25 protein-coding genes and 1 pseudogene are annotated in these 26,092 nt (G+C 40.5%); 22 read left to right on the top strand and 4 right to left on the bottom strand.

Going from position 1 to position 26,092, the window contains the following annotated elements; all coding sequences use genetic code 11:
- Positions 1–108: 108 nt before the first annotated feature.
- The 4 genes from AC58PQ_RS07435 (at position 109) to AC58PQ_RS07420 (ending at position 5,627) form a co-directional block, all read left to right on the top strand.
- Complete coding sequence (locus tag AC58PQ_RS07435) at positions 109–1,041, top strand: SH3 domain-containing protein (RefSeq protein ID WP_497241332.1); 933 nt, start codon at positions 109–111, stop codon at positions 1,039–1,041.
- A gap of 214 nt (positions 1,042–1,255) precedes the next feature.
- Positions 1,256–1,921 carry a carboxylesterase family protein gene (locus tag AC58PQ_RS07430; RefSeq protein WP_497241331.1) on the top strand — a complete coding sequence of 222 codons (666 nt, stop codon included), beginning with the start codon at positions 1,256–1,258 and terminating at the stop codon, positions 1,919–1,921.
- A 219-nt stretch (positions 1,922–2,140) separates the two neighbouring features.
- Positions 2,141–3,865: an ABC transporter ATP-binding protein gene (locus tag AC58PQ_RS07425; protein WP_497241330.1), complete on the top strand. Its 1,725-nt coding sequence runs from the start codon at positions 2,141–2,143 to the stop codon at positions 3,863–3,865.
- A complete protein-coding gene (locus tag AC58PQ_RS07420; protein WP_497241329.1) occupies positions 3,858–5,627 on the top strand; it encodes an ABC transporter ATP-binding protein in 1,770 nt (589 codons plus the stop codon). Before AC58PQ_RS07425 ends, AC58PQ_RS07420 begins: the two co-directional genes overlap by 8 nt.
- Positions 5,628–5,884: 257 nt before the next feature.
- Here AC58PQ_RS07420 and AC58PQ_RS07415 read toward each other — a convergent pair whose 3' ends face one another.
- Positions 5,885–6,286, bottom strand: a complete 402-nt coding sequence (locus tag AC58PQ_RS07415) for a VOC family protein (protein ID WP_497241328.1) — start codon at positions 6,284–6,286, stop codon at positions 5,885–5,887.
- Between the two features lie 602 nt (positions 6,287–6,888).
- On the opposite strand from AC58PQ_RS07415, the gene AC58PQ_RS07410 reads away from it, so the two are divergent.
- Entirely contained in the window at positions 6,889–7,197 is a 309-nt protein-coding gene (locus tag AC58PQ_RS07410; protein ID WP_497241327.1) for a hypothetical protein, read from the top strand.
- A gap of 107 nt (positions 7,198–7,304) precedes the next feature.
- Here the strand turns inward: AC58PQ_RS07410 and AC58PQ_RS07405 are convergent, their stop codons facing one another.
- A complete protein-coding gene (locus AC58PQ_RS07405) occupies positions 7,305–7,478 on the bottom strand; it encodes a hypothetical protein (protein ID WP_497241326.1) in 174 nt (57 codons plus the stop codon).
- 713 nt (positions 7,479–8,191) lie between these two features.
- On the opposite strand from AC58PQ_RS07405, the gene AC58PQ_RS07400 reads away from it, so the two are divergent.
- The 8 genes from AC58PQ_RS07400 (at position 8,192) to AC58PQ_RS07365 (ending at position 14,865) form a co-directional block, all read left to right on the top strand.
- The gene (locus AC58PQ_RS07400) at positions 8,192–8,428 is read left to right on the top strand and encodes a hypothetical protein (RefSeq protein ID WP_497241325.1); all 237 of its coding nucleotides are present in this window, start codon (positions 8,192–8,194) and stop codon (positions 8,426–8,428) included.
- 48 nt (positions 8,429–8,476) lie between these two features.
- Positions 8,477–8,644: a helix-turn-helix domain-containing protein gene (locus tag AC58PQ_RS07395; protein ID WP_497241324.1), complete on the top strand. Its 168-nt coding sequence runs from the start codon at positions 8,477–8,479 to the stop codon at positions 8,642–8,644.
- A gap of 562 nt (positions 8,645–9,206) precedes the next feature.
- The gene (locus AC58PQ_RS07390) at positions 9,207–10,064 is read left to right on the top strand and encodes a decaprenyl-phosphate phosphoribosyltransferase (protein ID WP_497241635.1); all 858 of its coding nucleotides are present in this window, start codon (positions 9,207–9,209) and stop codon (positions 10,062–10,064) included.
- A gap of 22 nt (positions 10,065–10,086) precedes the next feature.
- Positions 10,087–10,446, top strand: coding sequence for an EamA family transporter (locus AC58PQ_RS07385; RefSeq protein ID WP_497241323.1), 360 nt, complete (start codon positions 10,087–10,089; stop codon positions 10,444–10,446).
- Positions 10,433–12,187, top strand: a complete 1,755-nt coding sequence (locus AC58PQ_RS07380; protein ID WP_497241322.1) for a hypothetical protein — start codon at positions 10,433–10,435, stop codon at positions 12,185–12,187. Before AC58PQ_RS07385 ends, AC58PQ_RS07380 begins: the two co-directional genes overlap by 14 nt.
- A 5-nt stretch (positions 12,188–12,192) precedes the next feature.
- On the top strand, positions 12,193–12,588 hold the full coding sequence (locus tag AC58PQ_RS07375; RefSeq protein ID WP_497241321.1) for a divergent PAP2 family protein: 396 nt from the start codon (positions 12,193–12,195) through the stop codon (positions 12,586–12,588).
- 127 nt (positions 12,589–12,715) lie between these two features.
- Positions 12,716–14,479 (top strand): stalk domain-containing protein, encoded by a 1,764-nt coding sequence (locus AC58PQ_RS07370; protein WP_497241320.1) that lies wholly within the window; start codon positions 12,716–12,718, stop codon positions 14,477–14,479.
- Positions 14,480–14,691: 212 nt separating this feature from the next.
- Positions 14,692–14,865, top strand: coding sequence for an ATP-binding protein (locus tag AC58PQ_RS07365; RefSeq protein ID WP_497241319.1), 174 nt, complete (start codon positions 14,692–14,694; stop codon positions 14,863–14,865).
- A 47-nt stretch (positions 14,866–14,912) separates the two neighbouring features.
- Here AC58PQ_RS07365 and AC58PQ_RS07360 read toward each other — a convergent pair.
- Positions 14,913–15,173 (bottom strand): annotated as a pseudogene (locus AC58PQ_RS07360) (IS110 family transposase); the annotation flags it as partial.
- Positions 15,174–15,332: 159 nt separating this feature from the next.
- Here AC58PQ_RS07360 and AC58PQ_RS07355 point away from each other — a divergent pair.
- From AC58PQ_RS07355 to AC58PQ_RS07320, 8 genes are all read left to right on the top strand, one after another.
- On the top strand, positions 15,333–15,593 hold the full coding sequence (locus tag AC58PQ_RS07355) for a hypothetical protein (RefSeq protein WP_497241318.1): 261 nt from the start codon (positions 15,333–15,335) through the stop codon (positions 15,591–15,593).
- Between the two features lie 375 nt (positions 15,594–15,968).
- The gene (gene lepB, locus AC58PQ_RS07350) at positions 15,969–16,664 is read left to right on the top strand and encodes a signal peptidase I (RefSeq protein ID WP_497241317.1); all 696 of its coding nucleotides are present in this window, start codon (positions 15,969–15,971) and stop codon (positions 16,662–16,664) included.
- A gap of 757 nt (positions 16,665–17,421) precedes the next feature.
- Complete coding sequence (locus AC58PQ_RS07345; RefSeq protein WP_497241316.1) at positions 17,422–17,925, top strand: DUF6141 family protein; 504 nt, start codon at positions 17,422–17,424, stop codon at positions 17,923–17,925.
- A gap of 1,253 nt (positions 17,926–19,178) precedes the next feature.
- Positions 19,179–19,811, top strand: a complete 633-nt coding sequence (locus AC58PQ_RS07340) for a hypothetical protein (protein WP_497241315.1) — start codon at positions 19,179–19,181, stop codon at positions 19,809–19,811.
- Positions 19,812–19,974: 163 nt separating this feature from the next.
- Positions 19,975–20,760 carry a hypothetical protein gene (locus AC58PQ_RS07335; protein WP_497241314.1) on the top strand — a complete coding sequence of 262 codons (786 nt, stop codon included), beginning with the start codon at positions 19,975–19,977 and terminating at the stop codon, positions 20,758–20,760.
- A gap of 829 nt (positions 20,761–21,589) precedes the next feature.
- The gene (locus tag AC58PQ_RS07330) at positions 21,590–21,919 is read left to right on the top strand and encodes a hypothetical protein (RefSeq protein WP_497241313.1); all 330 of its coding nucleotides are present in this window, start codon (positions 21,590–21,592) and stop codon (positions 21,917–21,919) included.
- Positions 21,920–22,070: 151 nt separating this feature from the next.
- Complete coding sequence (locus AC58PQ_RS07325) at positions 22,071–22,571, top strand: HEAT repeat domain-containing protein (protein WP_497241312.1); 501 nt, start codon at positions 22,071–22,073, stop codon at positions 22,569–22,571.
- Between the two features lie 176 nt (positions 22,572–22,747).
- Positions 22,748–24,421: a WD40/YVTN/BNR-like repeat-containing protein gene (locus AC58PQ_RS07320; protein WP_497241311.1), complete on the top strand. Its 1,674-nt coding sequence runs from the start codon at positions 22,748–22,750 to the stop codon at positions 24,419–24,421.
- 340 nt (positions 24,422–24,761) lie between these two features.
- Here AC58PQ_RS07320 and AC58PQ_RS07315 read toward each other — a convergent pair whose 3' ends face one another.
- Positions 24,762–24,929, bottom strand: coding sequence for a hypothetical protein (locus tag AC58PQ_RS07315; protein ID WP_497241310.1), 168 nt, complete (start codon positions 24,927–24,929; stop codon positions 24,762–24,764).
- Between the two features lie 202 nt (positions 24,930–25,131).
- Between AC58PQ_RS07315 and AC58PQ_RS07310 the strand changes: the two genes are divergently transcribed.
- Positions 25,132–25,359 (top strand): hypothetical protein, encoded by a 228-nt coding sequence (locus tag AC58PQ_RS07310; protein ID WP_497241309.1) that lies wholly within the window; start codon positions 25,132–25,134, stop codon positions 25,357–25,359.
- Positions 25,360–26,092: the final 733 nt, after the last annotated feature.

Below are 26,092 nucleotides of genomic sequence, written 5' to 3'. Positions count from 1 at the left end.
GCCGGAACGGATCGGCGGCCTCGTTACGTTTTCTGGAGGATACTGCAACAAAGTTTTTTAATAGTACGTTTAAGAAAACATATTGTTTTGCTAAAGGAGAAGATGATTTTGAAAAGAAATATTGTTTCCTTAACAGCAGTCACAATATTGTTAATGAGCATGTATGCAGGAATCGCTTCCGCTGATACGCCTTACGGCACATTAGATGAAAACGGAAGTCTACATATCTTAGCTGGTGCAGTTACTCCAACTGATTTAACTGTTACTTTTACCAGCGAAGAAGAATTGTATGATTTACCATCAGAAGATGCGAAAACAGGCATTTCCCTTGCTCCTCAAACAGTTCATGCTGTTGCTGTAAATGATTCTTTCCTCAAGATTAACACCTGGCTTGGGGATAAGTGGATTTCCCCTAAAGGTATCAGAATCTACAATCTTGAACTTTCGCAAACTGAACTTACATTATCATCGATCACGCCAATATACGATTTCCCAATGGGTTACGGAAACCCTGTAGCGGAACTATCTCCACAGAAAATTAAGTCTTTTGAAAAGGCGGCTGGTGGATGGTATCACATTCAAACATGGTTAGGGAATAAATGGATAAATCCCAATATCGCTCTTCCGAATGATGTAGAAAAAGTGAACATTAGCTTTGAACTTGTAGCAGGAGCAGTTCTATTACAATATCCCAGTGCAAATTCACAAGTTTTGGGAGAAGTTCCGCAAAATCCGATACAAACAGTAACGGCATTTGAAAAGGTAAAGGGATGGTATCATATTCATTGTTCTGTTGGAGATGGATGGATTCTTGTTGATGAAACATCTAATGCACCATCAAATTATCTTGTAAGGCTTCCACAACAAGTTGATAAAGTAATCAATCTTAAAACAGAAACTATCATGTATTCAAATCCAGCTACAGCGCAATGGCTTGCAAAAATTTCACCCCAACAAGTACAGGCAATCGAAGTGTGGAACAACTACTGGTATAAAATCCACACATGGCTTGGTGATGCTTGGATTATTGTGGAGGAATAGTTATGGTTACTACGAGGTTATACTAGATAATTAATTTCCTATTTATGGTAAAATTACATTACGCTCTAACGGAAACCGATTGTTGAGGGGCTGCTTTGAGGCAGCTCTTCTTTTGTTTATTAAAATAACGGGCAGCAATGTTAAACAATTTTATTGACTCCAATCAGAGTCGGGAGTATAATTCATCCAATTTAACATTTGTGGGGGTAATGAAATGTCAGTTAATAATTATGTGTTTAACATAGAAACACCTTCGAATATAAGTGTAAATTATCAATTGTTTCTACCACATGATTATGGATCACTATCAGACAATAACTATCCGTTAATTTTGTTCCTTCATGGAATTAAAAAACGAGGAGAGGATATTAGTTTGCTAAATGATTATGGGCTTACTTGGATTGCAGAAAGTAAACAAGACTTTCCTTTTATTGTAGTTACTCCTCAATGTCCTTCCGATTCTAATTGGGTTTTGGAATATCATTCGATCATAGCATTGGTTAATGAAATAAAAACAAATTATCGAATTGCTTCTGACAGGATATATGTTACTGGGTTTAGTATGGGTGGAAACGGAACATGGGATTTCGCAACAAGATCGCCAGAGATATTCTCGGCTGTAGTTCCAATTTCAGGGTGGTTTGATTCGGAGAAGGCTCAGTTACTAAAAGATGTACCTATTTGGGCTTTTCACTGTGAAGACGACGATATTGTCCCTGTTTCAGGAACAAAGGATATGATTGAGGCGTTAATTAGTATTGGTGGCAATGTAAAATTCACTTATTATTCTGGACTAAAGCATGATCACAGAGTAATGCTCGAAACATTCAATAATGCAGAACTATATACTTGGATGTTGAATCAAAATAGGAAAATATGATCGTTTGTAAAATTTGTGCAATTAAACAACACTTTATTACATTTAAGCTAAACTTTAAGCATCTATAGTAAAGTATAATTATTTAATTAAAAACAAGGGTTTGCTCAAATATGAATTTATATTTCGATTTTATTTACAAGGAGGCCTTTCTATGCAAGCAAAAGTAAAAAGACACCTTCGTCTAATGCAACATCATTCGGCACAGCGAAGTATCAGCTTATGAGAATTTATGGATGGACGCTCACCTATTTAAATCCGTACAAATGGCAGGTTGTTCTACTTATTGTGTATGCCGTAATGATTACTATAGGAGAGATGGCATTTCCTAAATTTATTGCCTACGTCATCGACTATGCTGCTCCACAAAAAAAGGTGGATCTTTTTCGTAATGCGCTTCTCATCCTGCTCGGCGTTATGATGATCATGTTCACATCGAAAGCCCTACAGAATCAATTGATGCGCTCCGTTAGAGAGAAGGCGAGTCGAGATCTGCAGTATGACATGTTCGAGCACTTGCGTAAGTTAGGCTTCGCCTATTATGAGCAGCATCCAGTCGGTGAAACGCTCTCTTTATTGAATACAAATGTCGCTGCCGTGCAAACCATTTACACGCGATTTTTGCCCGATTTGATTAAGCTCTTTCTGACTTTGATTATTCCACTGACACTCATCATATCGATGAACTGGAAACTCACATTGTTGATTATGCCTTGCTACCTCCTGTATTATCTCGGAGGTCCATACATCGATAAGCAGTCCGCTTTATTTCTCGAGCTTCAAACGACAACGAGAGAAGTATTGAACAAAAAAACGTATGACACGATCTCAGCGATCTCCGAGGTTCGAGCATATGGTGCGGAAGCGTGGGAAATGGAACGGTTTCTAGAGAAGTTCCAAATTTGGAAAAAGGCGCGTGTTACCTCGTTGCTTTACCGCCATCTGCGATTTTCCCTGCGTTGGGTTTCGATAAGTGTCGGTATTCTGGTGTTGTATATATACGGCGCAAAGTTAGTTCGCAGCGGTACACTCCAAGTTGGTGAGTTTACTGCATTCTCGGTCTATTGCACGATTGTCATGAACAGTATCGGTCGCATTTCTTTCACGATGATGGAGCAATCCTATGTGCTTCGGCAGGCGAGATTACTTTATGATTTTATTAAAACAGAGCCTGCAATTCGGCAAGTGAATAATCCGGTCTACCTTGATAAACTGCTCGGTGAGCTCCAATTTCACAATGTTCATTTCAACTATACATCCCGTTCGAATGTGTTGAATGGATTTACCGCTCAGGTGAAGCCTGGCCAAAAAGTGGCACTTGTGGGCACCAGTGGCGGTGGAAAGTCGACACTAATCAAACTGATTGGTCGTTTCTATGACCCTACAGAGGGCGAAATCAGCTTGGATGGCGTCTCGCTGAAGGAACTATCTTTGCAACAACTTCGTGAGTCTGTAGGCTATGTCTTTCAAGAACCATATTTATTTGGTACGACAATTCGTGAGAATATTCGTTTCGGGAGACCAGAGGCCTCCGATGAGGAAATTGAAATGGCAGCGAAGGCAGCGTTTGCACATGAATTCATAGTACAAATGAAGGATGGGTACGAGACGCAGGTCGGAGAACGCGGCATCAAGCTATCTGGAGGGCAGAAACAGCGGATTGCCATTGCTCGGCTTTTTATAAAGAACCCCGCGATAATTGTACTCGATGAAGCAACTGCTTCCTTGGATAATTCCAGTGAACAAGCCGTTCAAGATGCACTGGATGCGTTGCTCGCAGGGAGAACTACAATAACAGTTGCCCATCGACTAACTACCATTCAGCACTATGACGTTATCATTGTCCTTGACGAAGGTCGAGTGGCTGAAATCGGCACCTATGAGGAACTCATCTCTCAAAAGGGGCTGCTATATCAATTGGCGGAAGGAGAATATAGCCGTGCATAGCATAAGGTGGATGGGGACTTTCTTACGCAATTACAAATGGTCCTTTGTATTAGGGGCATTTTGCTTGATGCTGGAGACGATAACTGGCTTAACAAGGACTGCTTTGCAAAAATGGATTGTGGATGATGTTTTGCTTGATGGCATGTATGAGAAGCTGCCCTTTTATTTAACCTTGTTCGGAGCTGCTCTCGTATTGCCGCCCCTACTCTTCACGTTAAACGCGATGATTCATCATGTAATTGGTCACAACTTGAGAGTCGAATTAGGACGTTTCGTCTTAAGCCGTGTACAGCACCTTCCGATTAAAGTTTTTCAAAATGAACGCATCACTCGGTTTGTGGATTACATTAATAAAGATGTCCATGCTGTTGGAGAAAGTGTTTCCTACCAAATCCCAAAGGGTTTTCAACAAATATTCACAGCGCTGCTGCTGATTGCAGCCATTGGCTATATCAGTCCAATCATCCTACTTGCAGTTACAGTAGTAAGTGTTACTTATATTATGATGGGACGATATTTCGCAGTGCGGGCTCGAGCTACCGCCAGAGAAGTTCAAGACAGCAAGACGGAATTGCTTGTCCATATTGAAGAAGGAATTTCTTCTACCCGTGAAGTTATTTCATTCCAGCGTCAAGCTTGGGAAATGCGGATTTACGATACATTGTTTAAGCGATACTTTGAAAAGGTGATGAAGGAAGGGAGACTGGTAAACCGTCAGTTGCTAGTAAGTGATCCATTACGTTGGAGTGCAGATCTAATCGTCCTCATCTATGGCGGATATAAAGTGGTACAAGGCACAATGACGCCAGGTGAGTTGCTGATTATATTCCAGTTCAGTCATGATCTGTTGGGGACGTATGAACAAATCTTTCAGTATTACATGGAAGGCGCTCGAACGCTAGCTAATATTGATCGACTGAGAACAGTGACAGATAACGAGCAGATACAAGATGGAACTATCAAGATGAAGGATAAGTTACAAAGCCTACAGCTACAGGATGTCCTATTTCAATATCAAGAAGACAGCAGACCTATTCTGAAGGGGCTAAATCTTGATATTCCAATTGGGGGCAAACTTGCTATTGTGGGAACGAGCGGAGGGGGGAAGTCAACGATTTCGAAACTGCTCATTCGTTATTATGAACCCACTTCAGGAGGTATTCTAGTCAACGGATCATTACTGAGTAAGTTCACAAGGCAAAGCTGGGCTTCAAAGGTTGCTATTACTTCACAGGAGCCCCACATGTTCCCAGATACAATCCGCAATAATATAACATTCGGTCGAAGTGGCGTTTCGGAAGAGCAATTGATTAACATTTGCAAGCTCATGTGCATACATGACGACATTTGTAGACTGCCCAATGGCTATGAAGAAGAGATTGGTGAACGTGGGGTAACGCTATCTGGGGGCCAGAAGCAACGAATTGCTTTAGCAAGAGCTCTATTAAGCGAGCCTGAGATACTGATCCTCGATGAGGCTACCTCGTCACTTGATCTAGAGACAGAGCGACAGATTCAATGGAATCTCGATCAGATGAGGCAAGGACTCACAACAATCATCATTGCTCATAGGCTTTCGACAGTCCAGAATTCGGACCTCATATGTGTTATGGACCAAGGCGAGATTGCGGAAAAAGGAACACATAAGCAGCTTATGTCCAAGGTAGATTCCTTGTATAAACGGCTAGTTCTTGCACAGGAGCAGAGTACCGAGTATTCATCATGGGTTTATAAATATGAGGTTACAGAAATCCAAAGATGAACCAACTTAAAAAACATCAGGAGAAGGCTGCCGACAGCATAGAACGGCAGCCTTCTCAACGGGCAGCATTCCTATATGTGTTAATATAGTTTATGTAAGACCAATAAATTAACACTGGCTAACCCAGGTGATTTGTATTAGTTTAACCCACGAATTTTTCCATCTAAGCAACGATTTTGATTTGAATGACAGATATGTGATTATACGGGGTGTAAAAAAACGCCGGTGACCTTAAGCAGGTGACCGGCGTTTCCATATTAGCGTTTCGGCATTTTGCTCTCATCCATGTACAGCAGGTTCCATCGGTGACCATCCAGGTCGGCAAATCCTGCGCCGTACATCCAGCCTTCAATTTCACTCGGCTTGCCAAAGATGCTTCCTCCGGCAAACTCTACTTTTTGAATAAAGGCATCTACTTCTTCTCTGCTTTCAGCGCCTATGGAAAATATTACCTCAGCGCTATGGGAAGTATCTGCGATTTTTGAACCTGTAAATTTCTCAAACGCCGCAATCGGGAACAGCAGAATCGTTGTGTGGCCAATGGCAAGCTTGGCTCTCTCGTTACCAACGCTCACCGCATGGAATCCAATCTCATTGAAAAAGGCAGTTGACCTCTCAACATCTTTGACCGGCAGGTTAATCCAAATCTGCTGTGACATGGCTGTAGCCTCCTGGAATATATTTTCAACAACAACTACTACATATACTCTACTTCTGGCAGCAGAAGCGAATCTTTTCCTATGAAATACGCTATGCTGAACTATGGTGGTATCAATCTCACAGGCTTAGAGGAAGCACCTAAGTTTAGAAAAGATAGCTAGGTTGTAAGGGACTTGGAAAGCAAGGGACATTGTAACAAGGGCTGTTACCCGAAATGGTTGTTATAAGGCGCATGCCGAAATACATAAATCCTTGTGAGGGTAGGGGCATGACTGGTGAAACTCCTGTAATGAGAGTGGAGGAACAGCCCCAAGTCTAACTGAAAGAAAGATTGTTTTCCAAGCGTGAATTGCACCGATCAGGTAAGAACGTGGGGACATCAATGGATGCCACAGTGCAAGCTACTGGGATGACTTAACAGTCCATATCCTAGAGTAACGAGGAACTTATGATCTAGTAAAGTCAGTTAGAGGGAACGCGGAGTGCGGTGAAAGTCGCACGCTCCGTGTGGCGCAGGGGAAAAGCTGGAGATGACATCAAATGCTTACCTATTGCAACCGATAGCTTAAGAAAATCGAATTAAATTTATATGGGGGAGTGGTTGAAGACGGAGATTTTAAAGGACAGAGCCTATGTATATTTATTTTATTGTGTTCTTTTAGATATTCGGAGCGCTTCTTATACTCATCGTATTAAATGGTGGAATCCTGCATCTTGGGTCCAGGCTAAAATTAATATGATTGAAATAAACAATATTGCGGATGTGTTCCATAACTTACCTGATTTTCTTGCTAACCGACCAGATGAATTTGATGCAAAATGGTTTTGGAATTACTTAAAAGAGCGACTTTCAGAGAAATATGAGCTTTATTACCAAGTATTCAATGAAAAGATAAACGAAAAGATCTGATTGCTTAGAGCTGACGATCAAGTTTCCATATGCTTTTCCAATCGACGGAGAACAGTCGTACATTTCTGAACAAACCCCATGCCCGTTTAAAGAAAGTGAACTGGAATTTATTCGTCAGAACCTTTACGGACGACTGTAATGAGTACTGAGGTTCGGTTTTCCTCCTCCATCTGCTGAATAATCTCGAGCAAATAAATGGCAGCACTATAGTTTGCCCGATCAATGCATTCGCGGATGAGTTCAATAACGTCTTGCTTGGATGCTAAATAGTATAGCTGCAAATGACCACTTCCCTTAACGAGTACTTGCAAAATAATTTATGCAAAGCATTCATTCCGGGTATGGGCGTCGGTTGACTAAATTTTTTATGAGCTGAATAATTAGTTACTCAAGTGGTGCAGGGAGTATGAATTCCCCAAGAATCCAAAGCCCAAAGAACAACATAGATATTGTTACAAGCAATGCACCTAAGATTATTCGTTTTATCTTATACTTTACAAATCACCACCACTTATGAATTTTGAAACAGCTATAGACATGATTAAGAAAATAGAAAACAGAAAACAGAAAACAGAGAAGAACGAATTAACATTATTAGAAGAGCAGGGATTTTATCGGGGCATCTCAAAGAAGAGGGCAACAGCAGATAACATCCTGTTCCCACTGCTGTCCAGCTCTAAACGGATAACTATAGTTCAATCACCAACACAACGGCAGCCGGCACATGATCGGCTGTCGTTGTTCGTTAAAGTAAAGGGCAGTAGTGTTTGATTTGTAAAATCATGGAACTTTTGTGAACGTTGAACGTCTAATTGAATAGTTAAACCTTGCTGGAAGGAGACAAACCAAAGAGGTATTGGGAAAAAATAAATACAAAGGATACAAGGGATATGGTGTTTGTGAAAAATTAAAATAACAAATAGCGGAAAGCCGATTGCATTTTGCTCCTTTAATGTTGCTTGATAAAGACATATATCTGGAAGGTGAATAAAAAATGAGATGGAAGAAAATTGCGGTTATAAGTGCTTGCAGTATGGCATTTGGGTTTACCAGCTATGCATCGGGAGGTGTGGAAAGCATCCAGTCCTACTTAAACCATGATTTCAAATTTACGCTCAACAATAAAGCTTGGACACCCAAAGACAGTGATGGCTCCGTACTAACTCCTGTTATTATTAATGGCACATCGTATCTGCCAGTTAAAGCAGTCGTTGAGGCAACTTTATGCTAAGGTTTGTGTCCCCACACAAAAACTAGCAGAAAGTAGGAAGGAGAAAGGATGATCGAAGTGGCTCAGTTTTATCTTATCAAACAGCCTTACGAGCGGGAAGGATTGTCGCAAAGAGAAATCGCGAAACGACTAAAGATCTCGCGTAATACCGTCAGCGTCTTATCTTCAGAGTGGTCAAGTACCAACAACTGCTACAAGATAGGAATCCTACGGTAAGCGCGTCCTATCGCCCGAAACAGAACGAGTGCTCATAACCGGCTACAGCAAGAAGGGACATTCATGGTTGATTGGTTATCACGACGATGGCCGCATACCGTTGATGGATCCATAACCTCTCCATTACGGAAGATATCCACCTCACTAGATTGTTCTTTCAATTGGTTTGTAAAGTATGGTGCCCAGGCTATTACTGTTAAAGTTATTGACTGTTCTTAAAACTTAAATTCAAATATTTCCTCAAAATTCTTCATTTTATTACTCCTCTCTTCATTCTTTGAAATAAAAAAACACCGTGTTGAAACCTCTAGGAGGTATTCAACCGTCTATACAACGCTAAATAAATGGATAAACACATTAGAAAATATGGTTTATTTTTCACGCAGGATTTACAAAAATTAACACAGAATTTACAAAAATTAACACATAATTTACAACTATAAGTTATTATGGAATGAATCCCCCTTCCGGTCGCCGTTCTTAAATGTAAAAGGAGATGATTGAAATGCTTTCCCCTCGCGATGCGCTGCCTGTAAGAACATCGACATCGATCTCTGAAACCATGAAACTGTTGTTTTTGCAGTTACGCCCCAAGCAATGGAGCAAAAACCTGCTCGTATTCGCCGCACTCATCTTTTCCATTGACAAAGTACAAGTCACAAACTGGCAGCTGGCCTTTGGCGCTTTTCTCCTCTTTTGCTTCGTCTCGGGATGCGTGTATATTTTGAATGACTTTATGGATCGTGAGGCCGACAGGCAGCATCCTGAGAAACAAAAGCGCCCCATGGCTTCGGGTCTGCTTCATCCCGGTTTGGCACTCACTTTTGGAGCCATCCTGCTGATAAGCTCCATGATTGCCGCTTTTGCTATGCATCCCTTATTTATGCTGCTGCTCGCCCTTTATTTTGTTGTAAACATCGCCTATTCCATGAAACTCAAGCATGTCGTGATCCTTGATCTGATGGTATTGGCTTCGGGCTTTGTGATTCGAGCGCTCGGCGGGGGGATTGTTGTCGGCTCGACATTCACGCCGTGGTTCCTGCTATGTATTTTTGTGCTTTCTTTATTTTTGGCGATCGGCAAGCGCCTGCATGAATTACTGCTGCTTCAGAGTAACAAAGGTTCACACCGCAAAGTACTCGAATTTTATTCTGAGCCACTCCTCAATCAGATGTCGATGATCGTAACAACAATGGCGATAATGTGTTATTCGATGTTTACATTTCTATCCGGGCATTCCATCTATTTGATGTGGACGATACCTCTGGTTATTTATGGTATTTTCCGCTATTTGTATTTGATACATATTCTTGGAAAGGGCGGCAAGCCCGATGCGCTTCTTTTCGAAGATAAAGGCATTTTATACTGTGTCCTGCTGTTCGGTGTTTCTGTCATAGTAATTTTAAAGTTGTTTGGTTGAACCTAGAAGAGGGGCTGTGCCGATGCAGGCTTATTTATTCGTCTTAATTTCGATTGTTCTTGGTGCGGTCGGGCAGGTGCTAATGAAGCTAGGAGCTACAAAACTGAATACAGCCGAATCAAAGACGCTGGCATCAACGCTATTAAACATGTTTATGCAGCCTTTCATCATCGAAGGCCTGATTTGTTATGCTTTGTCTGCTGTGTTTTGGATCTTCGGCTTGCAACGCCTCCCGCTATCTCAAGCTTATCCGATGGTCGCTGCTGGATATGTCATTGTGTTTATTTTAGCTGTACTACTATTTAAAGAAACCGTCTCACCCGCGAAAATAGGCGGTTTACTAATGATTGTTCTAGGAGTGATTGTACTTGCAAAATCCTAACGCTTTACTAGCCGCCGAACCTGCCCAAAGCTTACGTATTAGGACCAGCTTCGCTGATTGGGTGCTTGGCGTCTCGTTAGGTTTGATAGGATGTCTTGGAATCTTATATCTCGCCGCTCAGTTGATTCTTCTTATGCGAATTCCTTTTAAGCAATTACCGATAATAGCCTTATGCGTAATCATAACAGGCGTGCTGATTCTGTGGAGAAGACACACGAAACGTATTCATTGGCGATCACTGTGGTCAAGCTTTCTGCTTGCCGGGGTTATCATTGCCTTTTCCGTTTGGGGTGCTGGAGTTATTTATGATACGTCATTCGATGGACAAGGATATCACGAATTGGCAGCATCCAGCCTCCATGACGGCTGGAATCCGCTTTATAACTCGGAGTTTCCAAATTCACTTTGGGTTGAAAATTATCCCAAAGGAGCTTGGCTGCTCTCAGCGTCCATCTATACATTGACCGGACATTTGGAATCGGGTAAAGCCATCAATCTTATTGCCATGATCGCTGCGTTTTTTTCAACTATAGGGGTACTGTTGAAAATAGAGTCCCTGTATCAGATGAAAATGACGGGGTGGTCGAGAATATGGATGAGCATCCTTAGCCATACCCTAATGATCCTCATAGCGGCTTGCGCAGCTTGCAACCCGATTGCCATTGTACAGTTATTTACGAATTACAACGATGGACTTATTGGCAGTCTTTTGCTGACGTTGCTGTGCGTATGCACTTATTATGCTTTGACCCATCAGCTTAGAGCTCTTAGTATAGCGGCAGTTTGTGTCGTATTGCTTGTTAATATTAAATTTACGGCAATTGCATACGCCGGATTAATATGCGGCGGGCTGATTGTCGCACTGATGATCATTCACTGGAGAAAGCATGGCAGGCGCAATTGGAAATCAATCCCTGCTTATCGCGCAATAAGCGTATTGCTGTGCAGCGCAGTGATCGGTATTTTATTCTTCGGTTGGAACCCTTATGTGTTTAACACCGTTAAGCATGAGCATCCTTTTTACCCGCTTGCTGGCAAAGACGCTATTGATATTATGACCCTTAACTCTCCTGACAACTTTATTGGTCATAACCGATTCCAGAAATTCTGGCTATCCTATTCATCGAAAACGGAAGATGCCGTGACGCCGATGCGTTCTACCCGCACCGAATTATGGCCGATCTCATGGGATGATTTTCGCAAAGTAAATGTCGATACCCGGGTGGCAGGTTTCGGCCCGCTTTCTCTTTGGATTATGGTCGTATCCGCTTTGCTTTGGATGCTTACCTTGGTTCTACGTTGGAAAACGGGTGTCATTTCCACGTTACTCGTTGTAGCGCTGTTAACGACTGTATTCATCAATCCTGAGCCTTGGTGGGCCAGATATGTACCTCAGCTTTGGTTGGCGCCTATGATCCTCATAGCTGCGGGATGGATGTCCAACCGACGCATCGTTCAGACGCTGGCCTGTTTCCTATTGATTATTTGCGGCACGGATGCCCTAAAATCCGCTAATTCTATCTTTGATAGACATGTTGAACAAAGCGCGCTGGCCCAAAAGCAGCTGACAGAGCTTGACGGCAAGAAGTTGACTGTCTATCCGAAGGGCTTCATTTCCCCAATAGTCCACTTGGAGGAACGTGGAATCGCATATACAGTAGACAACAATGAACCGGCTTGCAAGAATCCTACTGCCTTTGTTTTTACCATGTCTCTTTATTGCGAACAAACAGGAGAGTGAACTCAATGTATGCGATAGCTCCATTTGTTGCCTGGTTGTGTGCGGGCATTCTCAAATTCATTATCAATCACATTCGTTACGGGAACGCCAAGGCTCGTATCGGCAATGGCGGATTTCCCAGCAACCATACAACGATCATGACAACCATCGTCATGCTGATCGGGTTTCGCGAAGGATTCAGCAGCGCATTATTCGGTCTTGGAGCTGCTATAACATTCATCGTTATCATTGATGCGATGGGACTCCGTCGTCATGTCGGCCGACACGCCGAACGTATTAATACACTGCATCAAGAGGGGCCATTGCTTCGGGAAAGCATGGGCCATACAAGGATAGAAGTTTTAGGGGGATTGGCGCTTGGAAGTATACTTGGATATATATTGAGTCTAATCCATGTGTAAGCTCAACCAATTGAGATGCCTAAATTTCACGTTTCACTTGGAAACATCTAATAGAGGTGGTCACGATGGATAAGGCTGTTGTCGTTCGTCAATGCGCCTATTCAAGCTTGGAGAAGGAGCCAAAGTAATGAATCTATTAAAGAAAGAAATGACTGCTTTACTAGCCCTGCTCGTATTTCTTGTCAGCACGATCTCAGCACCAGCCGCGCATGCGGTATCAACAAGCGCGTCCTATATTTTACTTTATATCGATAAGTCAGAAGCTTTCGTGAATGAGGCGCAAGTGCACCTCGAATCCCCATCTACCATTATTGATGGCAGCACGTTCGTTCCAGCCAAGTTTCTAGGCGATAGCATGGGTTTTCAAGTGGAGTGGAACAATTTATCTCGTACCATTCAGATGGCGCCTCCAGGCTATGACATCGTACTGGATTCCGATCATAAGACGGTAACAACGAACGGGGTCGACATTCCGTTTAACTCCGTAGCGGCGATCGTGAACGGTAAGCTTCTGGTGAAGCTAACGTGGCTTGCTGATTACATGGGGGCCAAGTACACGTACAATAGCGAACTAAGACGCGTGGAAATTGTTCATATTAAAGCGCCAGAGGGGATCAAAATGGATCAGGATAGTAATTCTCGTCCTGTTGCAAAGTTTTCCACGGCGAAGCCTTCCTACAGATTAGGGGAACCAGTTAAATATGTGGATTTGAGCTATGATCCGGATGCTGATGGGATTGACTCCTACGATTGGACAGGTAACCAAGAAGCGTTCTTCAAACCTGGTAGCTATCCTGTGAAACTTACTGTTACGGATCGCCAAGGGAATGTGAGTAAATTGTTCAAAGGCTTAGTCAATGTTGTGAATGAGCCCTATTTAAGCGAAGTGGAATATCCGATTTATATGAAACCGGTTGGCGGGCTTATCAAATCGAATTGGACGACGATTATCTCGAAGTTTGGGGAATTGCCGCTGCTTCCGAAGGAAGTCAAAGAAGTGCAAGGACGCACACTGCTTGTGAGCGACAGCCCGGAAGAATTTACTTCTAGCGGGATTCTATATCAGGACAACATCAATGGCAAAGCGCGATTATACGCAGACCATATCAACGGTACCAAAAAGAATATGACATTTGCGATCTTTGCAACGAACAATACGGATAAGCCGATTACGATAAAAACGACCAACAAAGGCGAGGTATATCCTTCAGTTTACGCGACTTTGATCGGTGATAAAGCGTCTGTGGATTTCCTTCTAAACAATGTCTACTCTGAAGAAATGACGGTACCGCCGCATGCTAGCTATGTCTATGCGAAGCTGCCGGAATTCTACCCAGGTCAGGGTGTAAATTGTTTCTATGATGTCGAAACGAACGGGGAGCTGCAGATGTCATTTATCACAACGGATCAAATGCTGACTACCACCACGGTGAAGGAACTGCCGCTGCTCTCCTTTAATGGGAATGTCCGTGGGACATTTCCTGTGTCAGAGATTCAATGGCAAGTGGATGCCTCTAGCTTTACGAAAAAATCCGTACTCACGATCGGGGATAATATAACGGATCCGTTCGTAAAGGGTTATGATGTCATGCGGAAGCATGATGTGATCAATGGCGGGAATTATGGCGTCGTCTACAAGATCCATGCAGATAAACCGCGCAAGATGGCAGTAATGGTCATTGCCAGAGGTGGTGTATTCAATGGGCCATTTAAGATCAACGGTGAAATGATCCCTGTATTGTATTCCGGTGTCCTCTTAGCTTTTGATGGCATGGTAGTATTAGCGCGTACGACGGGCACAGAAGATGCCCTAGATATTGAGTTTACGCCTCCAGCGGGCTCAGCATTCCCTATTGATTTGATCTTCTATCCGTTAGAAGAGAAGAAATAAAAAAAAAGCTGGTCTTCTGGCGCTCACAGGAGTAAGGAGGATCGGCTGGTGCGCTCGAAAAGTAGAAGTCCTCTAAATCGGTGGACTTCTTTTCAGTTACATCTAATAACTGAAGTGACCATGAGCGGGCACGCCACTATTAGAGAATGATGAGGGTATAAAATAATAAACGGGCCCCATGGAGACAGGGATATTTATCATTTGGCGCGGAGTTGCTGTTTCAATTCCTATCTGGAAGATATGAACGAGCTAGTACGATTCTGACGAGCAATCTGGAGTTCCAAGATTGGATTCAAGTATTCGGTGATGAGAAGCTTAGCACAAGGTGGGAATTCGATGTTACTCAATCCATCATTAACGATTTTTTTTCAGGCTACCCTCTCTGAGACAGCATTGAAAGAGTTTCAAAAATAGAATCAGAAGGGCTGCCGAAAGGATTAATGACGATGTTCAAATACTGGTGCTCATCCAGAAACTGAACAATGGGGCTATGATAATGGCCTGTTGCTTCCATAACAATGGAGGGACGAATCCCTGCAGCTGATTCCACACCTTTAATATAATTTAGAAAAGACGCTAACCCTTCAAGATCATGATTAAACCTAAAGATATTCCTAAGAGGTACTCCACGGTCTAAAAAAGCTTGTGCATGGCTCTCGCCCTTTGATACATCCAAACCAATGACTGGATTCATGACATCACTCTGTAGTATTTTCACCGGCAACCCCTAACCTTCTTGTCTTCCGCACTATCGCATGTGATACGGGATTCATGTCCCAACCAGCCTAACCATGGTTGAACAAGTAGGGGGATGAACTGAATAGCTCTCGGGATCCAAGTCCCACGGGCAGAAATGTTCGATGCAGTCTGGTTCTCAAATGTTTCGGATACATTCGTCATTGGCGATAAAGTTAAAGTGTGGTCAAAGCATGGAAATTATATATTACCTTACCCAGGCCAGCGAATAGCCCACAAAGTGATAGAAGAATACTCGGCTCTTCCTGAAGGAGCCGATCGTACAGAGGAATATATGCTGCAAATAGCACTTCAAGATGATAAATTAAAGCATATGCACAAGATAATTGCAGTGAAATCTATTGAATATAATGCGTAGGAAGACACGTGGTATTTACATCTTAAAGATGCTGGATTGCAAGAAGATAAAGAAGATTTTTACTTTCATTTGGATGATAAATAAGAATTATAAACTCTCATGAATTTCTCACAGAAAGATAATAGAGAAGCTTGCTTCGCGTCATTTCCTCTATTGGTTTATTGAAGTACGGATAAAGATAGTTCAATCGCAACATGACGGCAGTTAGTATATAATCGGCTGTCGTTTTCAATTAAAGTAACGGGCAGGTTAGTGTATTCTTTTTTATATAACTTGACTAAATACATTCTGATAATTACGGAAGTTCAGTAAAATGTTGGAATTTACTGGAGAATTCTCCGTTTTAATACGTATAATTAAAATGGGGGGATTCCAATGAAAAAGTCATTAGCGATTGTATTCTTTTTCCTGTTCGTTCTTGGCTGCGAAGAGCAAAGCATTACTGACTTAATCACGCCAGACTCGCCAAAGGTAGTTGAAATGAAACAGGACCTAATCGCTGTTGATAATCATAACGATGGAATGGCGCGTAGGAACCTAGAATACATCTCCGAAGACAAAGGGAAGATAGCTGTCGACCCGAATTATTTCAATCAGCATGAGATCAAGCGCGGCAATGTAATTTACTATAAAACTCCTGAAATTGATAAGAACAAATATCCACAGTTAAGTCCGCCCGAGTATAATATTGCCAGGGTTATAGCTCTTCCAGGCGAAGAAATTGAGATAAAAAAAGGTCAAGTCTATGTTAACGATAAAAGGTTAGATACCTTCTATGGCAAGGCTCTCAGTTGGGGACTCGAAGAAGAAGAGTATTTTAAGACAGTCAATAATCCAGGTTCAGCTCATTGTGATGTATCATGCCAGAAAACTATGAAAGAGTACTTTAACATGGCAATGGATAAGGTTAAAATACCTGAAGAACATCTCTTTGTTATGGGCGATACTTGGTGGAGAAGTATTGACAGCCAAATCTTTGGTTCTTTACCTATCGCTATGATAAAGGGAATGATAGTGGGATATGCTAGTGCGGACCAACTTTCGGAATCAAAAATAACAAATAGTAATTGATTGAATTAAGAAAGAACAAAAGCTCCATGACGACGGTAGCAAGCATCAACAGTAGCCTGCAGAAGTATCGGGCGTTAATGTGTAAAGGAAATTTTTAGGGAACTGTAATGTAGGAAACCTGCAAATAGAGTTTAACTCATGAAATGGAGAGAACTAATGAAAATACTCAGATATATTTTGTTGCTAATTGTATTTTCACTTTCTTACTGGGCTGGTTTTTTTTCTTACGAGAGCACCCTTTGGTTAGTTTGGGAACAGACTCTTGGGGGTGATAAGCGAGCGGTAGTATATTGGTCCTTATTGGCTTATTTAGTAATATTAGTACCGTTGTATCTACTAATATGTTACACAATCGAAACTAAAATTAAGCATAAATCAGCACATATGTTTTGTTATCCTATTTTGTGTGCGCTTACCTTTATTTTACCTACAGCCTTCATTATGAACGCTTTTGGTGGTGGGAGCTTTTTCTCACCCGAATCTCAGTTATTTAACTCGTTTTTTGCCTCATCTGGTATAGTATTTGGTATAGGTTACGGGTTGATTTCAAAAGTGTTTGAATCCAAAATTCTCAAGGTGTTACGGTGAACTATAGTTGAGGGGCTTGCAGCAGCTCCTTTTTGTTTGTTGAGGTAACGGGAGGATAGTTTAATTCAGTTCACGAATACCTTAATTATGGAAGTTTGCGAAGTTCGTAATTTAGAGTTAACCAGCGAAGGCAGGGAAATAAGAATTAACATTTGTGAGGTGTTATAAAATGAAAAATAAAAATGAAATTTTGTATAAAGAAGTGCAACGTCTCCCAAAGTGGACAATGGTTTTCTTCATAATTCCAGCTATTCTTTTTTGGGGAATCGCATATGTGCAAATCGTATTAGGTGATACTGTAGGGAATAACCCGATGTCTAATTCAAGCGTAATTTTAATGGCTTTGCTTTTTGGACTTCTATTACCAGCAATATTTATATTTATTAAAGCTAAAGTAATAGTAACAAAGCAAGAAATAATTATAAGCTTGTTCCCTATATTTAGGAAAAAAATTCTATATGAAAAAATTAAAGTGATAACAAAGATTGGGATAAAACCAATTCAAGAATTCGGCGGCTGGGGAATACGCTATAATGGGAAAAAATGGGGTTTAATTATAGAGGGAAATGAAGGGATTGAACTCCAATTAAATAATGCAAAACCATTTGTAATCAGTACCAAGAACGGTGATAAGTTATTTAATTCTGTGAAAGAGAACTTAAAGACAGGTTGATGGAATATTTGAAGAAGATAGATTATTACGGGTAACGATAGTTAAATTAACCGCCTTTTCAAAGGGCGGTTTTCTTTAGGGGTAAAAACAACATTAAGATTTAACATAGCCAAAATTTAAAATAAGGTAAGACAGCAGGACATATAAGAATAGCCCAATAGAATCAATACGTTTATTGTCTTACTTCTGTCTTACTTGTCCTACTTTTATAGCATCAAAAAAACAACAAAATAAGCCCTCCGATCACATGGAGGGGTTAAGTGAATCGTTAAGTGATGTCATCCAAGCATATGTAAATGCTGAAGACGGAGGTCTTGAGCACATCGTTTAAAGAATAGGTACACTTGCTTTGTTGCCACAAGTTGAATAAATAATCGCTTCTGAAGTAAATAAATCGACTTGATCGATAGATTTAATGAGATTGATCATTGTCAATCTGTTATGACTTAGTGCTTTCAGTAATGAGGGAAGCAACTTTCGGTCTGTACCAATGAAATTTACTAAGATGGATTTCTTATTAAACAAAATACTGATGCTCAATTAATATCATCTCCTAAGAAGTTTTATAGTTGCCCCATGAAAAAACACAACTTCGTAAGAATATCATGGAGGCGATGAAAAGTTACTCGAATTTCGGTGTCGAATTATAACTTTTTTATTTTTGGTGAGGAGAGTTATTGTATAAATATGTCCTGAAGTTCCAGTGTCTGATCTTTCCGCACGCAACCAAAAGGATGTGTCTTGGGCAGCCGGCAAACGAATCGATTGCCGTCGTCCATTGAAGTAACGGGCAGTTTTAGTGGAACTAAATTCTAATTTTTGCGTCAATAGATACAGATATGAAAAAATAATAATCAAGAATAAGAGGTGATTGCTTGGACGATTACGTTGGATTAATTCTTGCGTTGTTGCTAGGGTTTGGATTTCTGTTTATACGTAAATCTAAACTGTATAAAAGGAATTTGACAGCAAGATTGACAGGCTATGCACTTATAGTAATGAGTGTAATGCTTGTTTTTGTTGTCATAATAGCGTATTTCTCTCAAGCATCACACGGATATGGACACTAGATGATATTCGCTAACGAGCAACGATAATCAAACATCTGAAGGGATGCAGCCTGGTACCCTCCACTGCGCTAAAGGGCAGTTTTGAACGGTAGCCTTCTCAGCTAACTGGCAGTTTTACGCAACAATTTGAGTTCCAAGTTCGTCACTGAATATATAGAAGTTATTAAATTGGAGATGTCACTCATGAAAAAATGCGGATTGTTCATAATTGCGTTGTTATTTCTTCTACTGCCATTTAGTAAAATAACTGAAGCAAAATTAACAATTATTCCACCGAAAGAAATGATTGAGCAATCAAGTCTTATTGTAATTGGTACTGTACTGAAAAAAGAATACTCCGAAGAACAAAGGCAAGTCGGTATTTTAGTTGAAAAAGTTGTAAAAGGAAAAATTCAGCAAAAAGAAATTTATTTAAAGCGTGATAAACCACCAATGTACGGATGGCTTGGATTCGATTTTCCCGAAACAGGAACAAGAATTATGGTTTTATTGCAACAAAATGACCAATTAACTTCTCTTACGGGAGATACCAACGCAGTTGCAGTTTTGGATGGAAATAATATTAAGTTATATAAGGGGTCAACAATGGGACAGTGGACACCTGAACAATATGAAGAGACCTTTAAAGCTTACTTAGTTGAACAATCCCAGCAAAATACAGGTGATAAACTGAATAATAACGGGGAAACAATGCCATTTGTTGAAGCAAAACAGCAAATGTTCACAACTTTAATAATCACATCTATTATTTTTGGGTGCGTTGTTGTTACAATGTTCTTTATCTACCGTATCATAAAGCGTAAAAGACAAAATTAACTTGCCTCTATCTTGTTCGTTCCACTCTAACGAGGAACTATAGCTCAACCAGAAACGAGGCTGCCGGTATGATTCGGTGGCCTCGTTAAGCTATCGGGCAGTTTTCTTCAACATGGTGTGTTAAGATATTAATGCTTTCATTTGATTTAAGGGAGGAAAGGTCTTGAAGCTCATAATGAATACTTCTCCATTTCGCTTGGAGCAAGGTTATGATTTGGGGTTTGGTCCAAGTGTTTTTGATACAATGGCGGAGGTAATTCTGGCATTTCAAAACCCGAATGAGGATATTCTTTTATCGTATGCAAATTGGGATATAGAATTGGATCCACATAAAGACTACTTTATTAAAGAATCAGCGTGCTCTTTCCACTTTGGAATAATCCATGACCCCGATCAAGCAATAGCCCAAAAGGTGAAAGAGGTACTCTTGCATCATTATGAGCCTAAGTCCGATCCGAAATCCAATATGGCTTTGCTGGATCAACTGATGAATCAGTTTAAGGAAACCCCCTTCAATGAGTTGAATGAAGAGTTAATTAGAATAATTGGCAATACCGTGCACGAAATGCAAGCGATCTACACCCTTGAGGATCGCGACGAGAAAACTCAATCATTTGTTAATCACCGTTTAGTCAATACCACTTCCACCTGGCCGCTCTCTTATGACAGACCCGTTAATTTAAAAAACTTATTGTGGTATCGAGCTAACACGAAGGAAGACATTCTGAGGTCTTTTGATCTAACTGATTGGTGGTTTACCTGTGCGATCGTGACCAGGAACACGAATGTTGAAAATTTTAACTATTTTCTAGATTATACCGAAGAACATGGAGAGGAACATGACGGTATGGTTCTCTACATTACGGCCAGTAAAAAGAGGCATTTTAAGGACACAGTTCTTCCACGACTGATGGACCTTTTAGGCGATAAACTCGAAGTCGTAGGTTAATACACAACCCTAAATGCCACACTTGTTCCAAGAGTGAATTTTACTTCTAAGGTACTTTCAAAAATTAACAGTTATTGATTAAGCTAACGGGTAATGTTCGTTGAATAACTACAAAATGATGCTGCCGCGAAATAGAGCGGCAGCATCATTAAGCTAAAGGGCAGTAGAGTTGAATAAACAATCTTAAAGTAAGTTAAAAGGGGGAGTTGCAGCATTAAGTATAGAAAATATAAAGGGGATACAAAAAAACAGTAGATTTGTTGAACTTGAAAGTTGTAAATCTGTTATTTGGGGAGTATGAGTGAATTGGGTAAGATGCGATTGATGGTGTATTATGCGGTCAACCAGGCTTTCGTTATTTTTGTTGTATATACAATACTTTATTCACTCACGTTAGGACTCTTTGGCCTTGGTAAGATGCTTGGAGGTGTAAGCACAGAAATTTACAATGCCAAGCTCGAACATCTTCAATCATTAAATTGGTATAGAAACATATTGTTTATTATCGTCTTGGTGGTCAACTTCATTGCAATTAGGAAATTAAGGGAGCTCAAGTCTTACTTCTTGTATTGCTTATTATTACCGATCTTTATTCCTTTGGGAATCATTATCTTCATTGTCTTGGCTCAGTCTTTGAAGTAGGGTCGAGGGATTTAAAACCATTTTCGTCATTGAGAGCAAAGCTTATAAGAGGTTATTTTCGCAATCGTTGTCTCGGTTTCTCTTTTTTCTTAAAATACATGAACATTCTCGTGAACCTTGACTAACGGGCAGTTTACGCAACTAAATACTTCAATTTTCGTTTATTAGTATGAGGTGAAAATAAGTTATGAAAAGGTTTTCTTTATTATTGATAATAGCTGTAAGCTTGTTTGCAATTTATCAATTTCAAAAACCCATCCTTACAGAGAATAATGCTACTATTAAAGCAAAAGAATATGTAAAAGTAATCAACGAAAAAATGAACGGTGATTTTGATACGGAGAAACAGGCTGAATATTGCTTACTTAGAAATGATACGTTTTTGAATAAAATTATAGGGAATAGGCAATGGTCTGTCATGATTGATGGTCTTGCAGTTGATATCAAAGCTGATACAGGAGAGTTTGTGGAAATGGTATTTCCTTTGGATGGAGTGATTAATGAACTCCCAAAGTAATGGTTCACCATTAAACTGAGAACGTTAGTTCAACATCTAAAGGGCTGCCGTCGCGTGGCAGCCCTTCACTCTGTTAACGGGCAGTTTAGTACAGTAATATACAGTGTTATAATGAAAATGTTACAACTGACATAAGGGGCTGGATAAAAGCGTGAATTTAGATTTATTACGAGAAGCAATATTAAGTAACAAAATGGATACAGTTGAAATCATGTTTGAGGAGATAAGCAGAAATAAATTACAAGAAGCCATTCCCCTACTTATAGAATATTTAAAAAGCACCGAGAGCAACATTTTGAGAAATTCAATTGCAATTACATTAAGTGATATTGGTAATGAGAAAGCCGTCGAGCCATTGATAGATATGATAAATCACCCAAAAACTTTGGGGGCAAGAGGTACATTATTATCTGCACTGAAACCCTTTGATTGTTCTTCACATTTAGAAACACTGGTTTACCATTTGATAACAGGAAATTTTGAGGTCCAACTTCAAGCTTACGAACTCATTGAGAAGATTAATTTAGGGGTGTCGGATGAAGTATTATTAAGATGTATCCTAAAAATAAAGGATGGAATTAACGAAATAGAACGCCAACACGATATACTTTCAGATACATTAGAAAGGCTATTTACCCTCAAGAAGATATAACATCAACTACATTTCTTATTGTGCTAACGATAAACGATAGTTGAACAGAGCGGATCACAATGGTGGTCTGCTTTTTCATTGAATTAACGGGCAGGATACAACAAAAAAATGGTATAATTTGAAAAAAAAGAGTATTTCCGTTATTGGCTCCAATAATCGAAAGGTTGGTAACCGCTGTGGACACATTATTAAGAAAAGATATTCGTTCAAATATAAGCCGCTTTGTATCAATCCCCAAAAAAGTGACTTCCATCCTGATCAGCTGCCTGTTGATCCTCAGTATGACAGGCTGTACTTCAGACGAAACGAAAATTACAGAGCCATTACCAACAACATCGAATCCTTCAATTGTGAAAACAGAGTTTGAAACCATGGCCCCCCCATTTGCTGTTCGCTATATCCGTTCAGTAATGAGACCAGGCATGCTTCCGGAAGATGTAGTGAGATATCTTGGCAATAAGCACAAAGAAGTTCAAACTCATTCTGAAACTAACACAGTGACTTTATGGAGATATGATATCGGAGTTAAAGAGGGATTTAATCCGACTGTAACTCGGAATGTTCAAGACTGGGCTGATGAAACAGGTATACAAGATGGTAGCGTATACGCTCAGTTCTTAATCCGATGGGAAGAGGGTAAGGGCGAAAGCTTCTGGTTAGCTTATCGAGGGGCTGATAAAGGAATCAAATTTGAGGAAGTAACAGGGGAGTTTTGGGGACCATTAGGTGCTCAGGCTCCAAAAGACCCACCCGAATTATTCCTTAACGAAATCTTTGGCTATAGCGATATGATTGACATCAGCCATGGTTGGGCAGCTGGTAGAAAAGTATGGAAAACAATGGATGGAGGAGTATCATGGGTCGATCGTTCACCTCCTAAGGAAGGGGGATCCTTCAATTTTCTTAATATCGTTGATCAAAACACGTTGTTGACGATCTTTCATCCGAAAGAGTTTGGAGGGGAGATCTCAAATGCTAATGCTGAATTGGGCCTGAGCCAACAAACCGTATATCTCACTTCAGACGGTGGGGATACCTGGGAGCAATTAGAGCATCCTCTAAAAGGTCACTGGGGCGTTCACCCCGCGATTACAATGTACGGGGCACAATTTGTTGATAAAAATGTTGGATACCTTTATGCATATACCGAGCCGGGTACGGTGGGGGAACGTAAAAGTTTATTTATGATGACCACAGATGGCGGACGACATTGGACTGAACTCAGCAAAGATATAACGAATCAAGAGGATATCGAGTTTGTTATGCCTAACGGTATGGTTCTCCGAGATCTCAAAGAGCCCTGGATCACTTACAACAATACGGGTAACGGAAAACCCATGATATTTAAATCCAATACCAATGGTCGTTCTTGGGAAAGAGTAAAATTGGAATTACCAGTGCAGGCATTAGACACAACCACTTATCCGTTAACAAGACCGATGTTCTGGGGACCGCATCATACCAATGGGCTTATGGCCTTTTCATTCAGCAAAGACAATAACTTGGAAGGGATAATTTGGTACAAAACTACGGATGGAGGGATTAGCTGGACAAGTCAAGTTTCAACTTATGAAAGTATAGTAGGTAAGCAGTCTTCAGTGGGGCAGAAAAGGGGTAGTTTTTCAATGTTCGCCTATGATCTCAACACCCTATGGATCCTTAATAATGAATCAGGTGAATTGTATCGTTCTATAGACGGCGGTGAGAAATGGAAGTTTCTTGGTTCATCTCCATCTTTTCAAAATGTTCATGGGCTAATTTTTACAAGTCCGGATGAGGGAAGGGCTTATTCTCGTTATATCAACCTATATACCAAGGATGGCGGAGCAACTTGGATGGAACAACAATAGCAGATTAGAGGCTAAATTGTCGATTAGACTGAGCTGCACGGCATTAAGCTAACGGCGAACGATTGTTCAATGATCAGGGAGCAGTTTGCTGCGGCAGATGCTCCCTTTTCCTATTAAGCTAATTGAACTATGCAATAAATATTATGTTGCATGATTGGATTATCGTTGAAAATGACAAGGTGAAGGATAGCAGCGCTGTCAAACGAGAAAGTGCGTGCGAGGTTTGAATATTGAGGTAAATAAAAGAACACCCCCGCAGGTTAGAGGTGTTCAGAATGATAAAGCGATAGTAATGAAGGAAGTGATACATAATATTCGAATTTTTCCAATTGGTTCTAAGCTAAATTGTGGATTTAATTTCGATTAACACTGAGTTTGCATTCTCATGTTCCATATTCTGTAGAAGCTCGATTAACTTCACTGCCGCATTCCATTGTCTATTCTCAACACAAGCATGTATGATCTCAATAAGTTCCTGCTGAGTTGTCATTTGAAACTGTTTCGTCATGGTAGAACAATTTCCCCCTCCTTTTTAATCAATTTATATCCATAGTTCAAAGGCTATATGCTAATCCATGGCAAGAATTCATTAGAAATTCATTAGAGATGAGTCTGCCGGGCAACAATCGGCAGACTCATTGAAGTAAAGGGCAGCTTAGTTGAATCCTTATTGAATATAATATAGTGTTAGTTTGTGAGGAGATGAAAAAATGAAGATAGAAATTGAAGTCAGAGCAATTGGTAAAGTTGAAGTCAATGGAACAGAAGATGCTTATAAGAGCACTGAATTAGTGCGTGTGCATAAACTTCCAAAAGACACTACATTAGCCGCGTTATTCAACGAAGTAGAAAGTGGTTATGATGATCCAGAGCAATGCTTAGGAAAAATCACAATTCGCGCAAAGAAAGATAATGGTGAAATTCGATTTTTAGGTTAGACTCTTATAGCGTTAGTTTACTTAACTAACGAGAAATGTTACTTAAATAGGGATCGCCGGCTGCCGCACCAGTCTGGACGGTCCCTATTTTATTGAAGTAAAGGGCAGCAGTTGAATAATAATTCCGGTGAACCTTATCTCAAGTAGTGGTAAAGCAGAGAGTTGAAGTTGCAGTTGATCGTAATGCCATTAAAAGAAGCCTTTCTCTTATAACTACCGATACGATAACTAATTGAAATGATGAGAAGCCTCTTCTAAGGGGCTTTTTTACGTTAAGCAGTAATATCTTATATCTTGTCATTCAGAAAAGAGTTCTATCAATATCCTTAATTTGTAAGTTGGTGATATAATAAAGAGGTGGCGAAAGGTAGCTATAAGTGGTTAAGAAAAGAATTGATTTTATTTTGCTGTGGGAGAGTTGAACATTGAGATACAAAAAAACACTAATTTTCTTAGGGATAATTGCAATTGCTGGGTTTGGTTATTGGGGTTATAAATTTTATGTAACTAACACACTTGCCAAAGCTATTTCATCATATTGTTACTGCTAAACCATACCGTCCGCCAATTGACGGCGTAAGTTGTCCTAGCCCTGACGGACAAGCTGTCCAGTCGGTGGTTCGAAAAAAGGGAGAATCAAGAACATTCTCCCTGGATGACGCGTTTGACCATGTGATCATCTATGATGCGATGCCCATTCTGAGCTCCGTAGATTAAACTGTGCGTGCAAACC

This window comes from Paenibacillus sp. J22P143 (assembly GCF_059692035.1).
Note: the sequence above shows the minus strand (reverse complement) of the source record. Positions and strands in the feature narration are given on the sequence as shown.